Origin of the sequence: Mesorhizobium sp. M7A.F.Ca.MR.176.00.0.0, assembly GCF_004023165.1 — a bacterium.
Lineage (GTDB): Bacteria > Pseudomonadota > Alphaproteobacteria > Rhizobiales > Rhizobiaceae > Mesorhizobium.
This window is the reverse complement of sequence record NZ_RZTC01000192.1, coordinates 1-6,398: the sequence shown is the minus strand read 5'-3', so window position 1 is coordinate 6,398 and position 6,398 is coordinate 1. Positions and strand designations below refer to the sequence as shown.

Sequence of the window (6,398 nt, the reverse complement as noted above, 5' to 3'; positions counted from 1 at the left end):
AATCAGCACCATGGCCAAAAATGTACCATAGCTGAGATCACCGAGTCAAGAAAAAATTCCTATCGCGAACAGGTGCCGTTCGCTGCCTGGACGGCGCAGGGCCTCCCGGAGGGCACCGTCTAAAACGCCGTCCGCACCCTGAGCCGCAGGATCGTCAGCAGGCTGAAGCCTCGCACCAGCAGGAAGACGTGCAGCGCCGCCCACAGTCCATTGTTGCCGAAGGCGGGCGCAAGGGTCAGCAGCGCGGCCGCGAAAACCAGGAACGACAGCAGCATCATGTTGCGCATGTCGCGGGACCAGGTCGCGCCGATGAAGACGCCATCCATCTGGAACGCCAGCACACCGCTCAGCGCCGTGAATGCCGCCCATGGCAGGTAGATGTCGGCCACCGAACGGACTTCCTCCGATGTCGTCACGAGAGCGACCAGATTGGCGCCACCAGACAGCATTACCAGCGTCGCGGCTCCCGCCAGTCCGAAACCCCAAAACAGCGTCAGCCGCACGGCCTGGCGGAACGGTGCGGCGGCACGTGCGCCGACGGCACGGCCCGCCAGCTGTTCGGCGGCGGTGGCAAAGCCGTCGAGGAAATAGCCGGCGACGAGGAAGAAGTTCATCAGCACGGCGTTGGCGGCCAGCGTCACCGTGCCGAACTGCGCGCCCTGGCGGGTGAACAATGCGAAGGCGGCGAGCAGCGAGAACGAGCGGATCATGATGTCGCGGTTGAGCGACATCATGCGCAGGAAGGCGGCCATGTCGAGCAGGCGGTGGCGCGGCAAGGACGGGGCGGCCCGGAACCGGCGGATCACGATCGCCAGGCCGAGCAGCATGGCCAGGAACTCACCGGTGACGGTCGCCCAGGCAACGCCGGCGACACCCCAGCCAAGTTCCAACCCAAGCACGAAGCAGAGCGCGATGTTGATGCCGTTCAGCACCAATTGCAGCATCAGCCCAAGCCCGCCCTCGCCGCGCCCCAGCACATAGCCGAGGATGGCGTAGTTGATCAGCGAGAACGGCGCCGCGAGCAGCCTGATCCTGATGTAGACGCCCATCGGCTCGCTGACGCGCGGTTCGGCGCCCATGAACTTTTGCCCGGCGATGGCGACCAGCGGCGCAAGGGCAGCGAGCACGATGCCGGCGACGACAGCGATCAGCACGGCGCGCCAGAACACCGCCTGTTCCTCCAGGGCATCGCCACGCCCAAACGCCTGTGCGACAAGGCCGGTGGTGCCCGAGCGCAGGAAATTGAAAGAGGTGAAGACGACGTCGAAGATCAATGCGCCGGCCGCCAAGCCGCCAAGCAAGGCGGCATCGCCGAACTGGCCGACGACAGCCGTGTCGACCAGGCCGAGCATCGGCGTCGTCAGATAGGCAAGCGTCATCGGCACGGCGATGGCGAGCACGGAGCGATTGGTGACGACAAATGATCCGGGGTTGATTGGGGATCTGGCGTCGGCTGGGGTTGCACCCTGGTCCAAGGATTGCTGCCTTGCTGATTGCGGCTTGATCGAACTGCCGATGTGCCCCATTTTCCAGCCACCGCGCAATCACTCTTCCCGTGACGGCCAACCGAAATCCCCGGCCTGGCGCGAGCCGCCGGATCCAGTTCATGCCCCTGCAGATCGTCCATCATCCCGACTACGACGCCGGCTTCGCCGTCAACCATCGCTTTCCGATGAGCAAATATCCCTTGCTGATGGGGGCGCTGCGTACACGCGGCCTCGCAGGCCCCAACGCGCTCAGCACCGCCGAACCGGCACCGGCGTCATGGCTGGAGCTTGCCCATACGGCGGACTATGTCGACCAAGTCGTCAACTGCTGCGTGCCCGAGAAGATCGAGCGCGAGATCGGTTTTCCGATCGGACCCCGCGTCTCGCTGCGCGCGCAGCTTGCCACCGGCGGCACCGTGCTGGCGGCGCGGCTGGCCTTGCGCCACGGCATTGCCTGCAACACCGCCGGCGGCAGCCATCATGCGCGGCGCGCGCAAGGAGCGGGCTTCTGCACCTTCAACGATGTCGCCGTCGCCGCGCTGGTCCTGCTCGCCGAAGGCGCGGCACAAAACATCCTGATCGTCGACCTTGACGTGCATCAGGGTGACGGCACGGCGGATATTCTCGCTGATGATCCGCGCGTCTTCACCTTTTCCATGCATGGCGACCGCAACTACCCCGTGCGCAAGATCGCCTCCGACCTCGATGTCGCACTGCCCGACGGCACGGGTGACGCTGCCTATCTCGAGAGGCTCGCCGCCATCCTGCCGGAGCTCTCCGCCCAAGCCCATTGGGACATTGTGTTCTACAATGCCGGCGTCGACGTCCATGCCGAGGACCGGCTTGGCAGGCTGTCGCTATCGGATGACGGCCTGCGCGCCCGCGACGACATGGTGATCAGCCACTTTCGCACGCGGGGCGTTCCGGTGTGTGGCGTCATCGGCGGTGGCTATTCAACTGACGTGCCCACGCTTGCCGCGCGCCACGCCATCCTGTTCGAGGTGGCCTCGGGCCACGCCCGATAGCACGATCTTGTCCAAAAACCGGGTGCCAGGGTTCGCTGACGCGGACCTGCGGTTCGGGATCACGCTCTACTTCCGGTAGTTGGCGAGCCTCAACAGGATGAAGGCCGGCACGACGATAGCCGCGCCCAGCAGGATATAGCCGAGGAAACGGTCGATGGCGTGGAAGCCGAGATTCCACAGGTCCATGAAGAACTTGCGGATGCCATAGAGCACATCCATCGGCGACCAGCCGAAGGCGTTCATGACCAGGCCGACGAGGAAAGACACGACCAGCAGTTTCAGGATCACCTTGAGCGGCGAGTCGCCAAGAAAGCGCGTCAATGCGGACAAGGCCCGTCTCCAGATTGAGGTACCCAGGCTAGAGGGCGTCAGCCAGACATACGCACTTGGCTTGTCCGCTTCAAGCCGGGAGTTTTGCGGGATAGCGAGACACCGAGCATAGTGTGGCCGCAAGCTGAGCCCAGGCGCATGGCAGACTGCCGGCTACTGCCGCAGCGATCCCGCTGGCTTATCTGTTTTCTAACCAATTGCCGCTATTCCCAATCGAATAGCGGGAGCAAGGCTTTGGTGGAGACGGAGAGAAACACCGCGCGACGCGGCGTCATGCTGTCGGTGGTCATCCCATGCTACAACGAGCTGGATGGCGTGGCCGAACTGCATCGGCGGGTAACGGCCGCATGCCTTGAACAAGGCCCTTCCTACGAGATCGTCCTTGTCATCGATGGCGCGACCGACGGCACGCGCGAGGCCATTCTCCAGCTGGCCGAAAAGGACGACCATGTCGTCGCCATCGACCTTGCCCGCAATTACGGCCACCAGATCGCGTTGAGCGCCGGGCTCGAATTCTGTCGCGGCCAGCGCATTCTCATTCTCGATGCCGACCTGCAGGATCCGCCTGAACTGCTCGGCGCGATGATGACGAAGATGAACGAAGGCTTCGATGTGGTCTACGGCCAGAGGCTGACGCGCGATGGCGAAAGCTGGTTCAAGCTCGCCTCCGCGTCCATGTTCTATCGCTTGCTGCGCCGGATGGTCGACGTCGACATAGCCCCCAATACCGGAGATTTCCGGCTGATGAACCGTCGCGCGCTCGACCATCTGAACGCGATGCCAGAGCGTTACAGGTTCATTCGCGGCATGGTGAGCTGGATCGGGCTGAAACAGGTGGCTTTCCCCTATGAGCGGCACCGCCGCTTTGCCGGCACCACCCACTATCCGCTGAAGAAAATGGTTCTCCTGGCGGTCGACGCGATGACCAGCTTCTCCATCGTCCCTTTGCGGTTCGCCTCTTTGCTCGGAATGATGTTCGGGCTTCTGGGGCTGGTCGTGCTCGGCTACACGCTGCTCGAATGGTCGGTCGGAAACGTGTTGCCCGGCTGGACCAGCCTTGCCGCGATCGTGCTGATCCTCGGCAGCGTCCAGCTTATGGTGCTCGGAATCTTCGGCGAGTATCTCGGGCGCATGTACATGGAGACAAAGCGGCGGCCGCTCTACTTCGTCAACGAGATCGTTTCGCGCAGCCAGGCAGTGGAGGACGGCGAATTGCCGGTCCATCGCCTGCAGGAGATGGCAAAGAGGGCCGCACGTGCTTGAGGCGGAGTTCGACCAGTTTGCGCGGGAATATCAGGAGCAGCATGCCGCAAGCATAAGGCTGAGCGGCGAAAACCCGGATTTCTTCGCCAGGTACAAGATCGACGACGTCGCCGCGACGCTGCGGCGGGCCGGTGTCAAACCGCGACGAATACTGGATTTCGGCGCCGGCGTCGGCAATTCGCTCGGCCATATGCGCAACGCGTTTCCCGACGCGGAGATCACCTTGCTCGATCCTTCGCGGGAATCGCTCGACATCGCCAGCAAGCGCTTTCCCGGCCAGGCCGCCTTCACGCATTTCGACGGCAAGACAATTCCTTTTGCCGACGGCAGCTTCGACCTGGCCTTCGCGGCCTGCGTCTTCCACCATATTCCCGAGGACCTGCAGATCGGACTGTTCGCCGAGATCGGCAGGGTGCTGGCCGATGGCGGCAGCTTCTTCGTCTTCGAACACAATCCCTGGAACCCGCTGACCACGCACGCGGTGAGAAACTGTGCCTTCGACGAAAACGCGGTTTTGATAAATTCGCACGAGATGCGCAGGCGCATGGCCGAGGCGGGCCTTGCCAACACGAGGATCGTCTACCGGATTTTCTTTCCTCGGATGCTTGCGAGACTGAGGCCGTTCGAGCGCTTCCTCACCAAGGTACCTGTCGGAGCCCAATATTTTGCGCATGTGGTCAAGCCTGCCGTTTGACTTCCCGAGGATGCTGCGATTTGGCGCCGTCGGTCTGTTGAACACGGCGCTGGGATACGCGGTCATCCTGGCCGGGCTTGCGCTTGGTCTGGGCGACATCCTTGCCAACGCCACGGGTTATGCCGCCGGCCTTGTCCTCGGCTTCTTCCTCAACCGCCAATGGACCTTCAGCAGAGCCGATGGCTTCCAGCCCGGAACCGCGCTGCGCTACGGGGGTGTCTTTCTGGTCGCCTACAGCATCAATCTGGCCGTCGTGATCGCCGCCCGTTCGGCAGGCATCGTCGAAAACCCGCTGGTCCACCTCGCGGGAATCTGCGTCTATTCGGTGGTTTTCTATCTTGGCTCGGCCCGCTTAGTGTTTGTGGGACGTGGGGACGACAGCACCAACCGCACAGTTCGGGTGGCCGACAAGCCTCGGCGGCAGCCCGCCAGTCCAACACCTTGAACCCAACTGTCACCGGAACCGATCAGAGGCGGCGCATCATGAACGACGCTCAGGCCAGCGTGGCGGCCGCGACATACAACGAGCGGAACAGGCTGATCTTCTGCCTGCTCGCGGCCTTGGCGATGGCGGGTGCGTTGGCTGCCCAGGCAGGCGCCACCCTGCAGGATCCCGACAGCTGGTGGCAAGTGAAAGTCGGTCTCGATTTCCTGACAAACCGGACATTTCCGACGGTCGATTCTTACTCCTACACGTTTGCCGGCCAGCCCTGGATTGCCAAGGAATGGCTGGGGCAGGTCCTGCTGGCTCTTGCCTACCGGGCGGGCGGCTGGAACGGGGTCGTCACCGCGATCATCGCCTCGATCTCCCTGACGGTTTTCCTCATGGGGTGGTTTCTCAGCGCATGGCTGAAACCGATCCTGGCGATTACACTGGCCTTCGCGGCGGTGTTCCTGATCAACCCGATCTTCACGGCGCGTCCGCATGTTTTCACCTTCCCGATCATCGTCATCTGGACGGCGGTGCTCTTCGGTGCGGCAAGGGAAGAACGGGCGCCGCCCTGGTGGCTGCTTGTGCTGGTCGTATTGTGGGCGAACCTGCACGCCACCTTCACCTTGAGCTTCGTCATCGCGGCTTTCGCCGGTCTCGATCTGCTGGCGCGCACGGGCCTGTCAAAACCGGCCCTGCTGGCGAAGTGGATCGCGTTCGGCCTGCTTTGCCCGCTGGTCAGCCTGTTCCACCCGTACGGCGTCCAGGCCATCCTGGCGACGCTCGCCGTGGCTTACGGCAACGAGGCAGTGTCGCTGATCATGGAATGGAAACCGTTCAATCCGCCGGACAGTCCTGTCCAGGAAGCGGTGATGCTGCTGGCGCTTTTCGGGCTATTGGTGTCCCGATTGCGAATTGGCTGGGCCAAGGCGTTGTTCGTCGTCTTCACCTTGCATGTCTATCTCGCCCATGTGCGCTTCATGTACCTGTTCTTCCTGCTGATTCCGCTGGTGATGGCGGCCGAGGTCGCACAGCAATATCCCTCGCTTTCAGCCACCGCGTGGCTGGCCGAAAAGCGCGACGGGCTGGAGAGATTCTTAGCCAGACGGTTCTACGCCATTTGCGGCACGGCAGCCGTTCTGCTGATTGGCGGGGTCGCTGTGCTCGGC

The 6,398-nt window shown here is 63.1% G+C and carries 7 protein-coding genes; 5 read left to right on the top strand and 2 right to left on the bottom strand.

What is annotated here, in order from left to right:
* Window positions 1-119: 119 nt before the first annotated feature.
* Window positions 120-1,475, bottom strand: a complete 1,356-nt coding sequence (locus EOB59_RS33145; RefSeq protein ID WP_128290190.1) for an MATE family efflux transporter — start codon at window positions 1,473-1,475, stop codon at window positions 120-122.
* A 131-nt stretch (window positions 1,476-1,606) separates the two neighbouring features.
* On the opposite strand from EOB59_RS33145, the gene EOB59_RS33140 reads away from it, so the two are divergent.
* Entirely contained in the window at window positions 1,607-2,512 is a 906-nt protein-coding gene (locus tag EOB59_RS33140; protein ID WP_128290189.1) for a histone deacetylase, read from the top strand.
* A gap of 66 nt (window positions 2,513-2,578) precedes the next feature.
* Here EOB59_RS33140 and EOB59_RS33135 read toward each other — a convergent pair whose 3' ends face one another.
* Window positions 2,579-2,842, bottom strand: coding sequence for a DUF6460 domain-containing protein (locus tag EOB59_RS33135; RefSeq protein ID WP_013533620.1), 264 nt, complete (start codon window positions 2,840-2,842; stop codon window positions 2,579-2,581).
* Window positions 2,843-3,115: 273 nt separating this feature from the next.
* On the opposite strand from EOB59_RS33135, the gene EOB59_RS33130 reads away from it, so the two are divergent.
* The 4 genes from EOB59_RS33130 to EOB59_RS33115 all read left to right on the top strand — a co-directional run.
* Window positions 3,116-4,105: a glycosyltransferase family 2 protein gene (locus EOB59_RS33130; RefSeq protein ID WP_174800334.1), complete on the top strand. Its 990-nt coding sequence runs from the start codon at window positions 3,116-3,118 to the stop codon at window positions 4,103-4,105.
* On the top strand, window positions 4,098-4,799 hold the full coding sequence (locus EOB59_RS33125; RefSeq protein WP_128290188.1) for a class I SAM-dependent methyltransferase: 702 nt from the start codon (window positions 4,098-4,100) through the stop codon (window positions 4,797-4,799). The genes EOB59_RS33130 and EOB59_RS33125 overlap by 8 nt, the downstream gene beginning before the upstream one ends.
* The gene (locus EOB59_RS33120; protein WP_245486861.1) at window positions 4,777-5,244 is read left to right on the top strand and encodes a GtrA family protein; all 468 of its coding nucleotides are present in this window, start codon (window positions 4,777-4,779) and stop codon (window positions 5,242-5,244) included. Before EOB59_RS33125 ends, EOB59_RS33120 begins: the two co-directional genes overlap by 23 nt.
* A gap of 38 nt (window positions 5,245-5,282) precedes the next feature.
* Window positions 5,283-6,398, top strand: a 1,116-nt coding sequence (locus EOB59_RS33115) for a hypothetical protein (RefSeq protein WP_128290186.1), incomplete at its 3' end; no start/stop codon positions are given.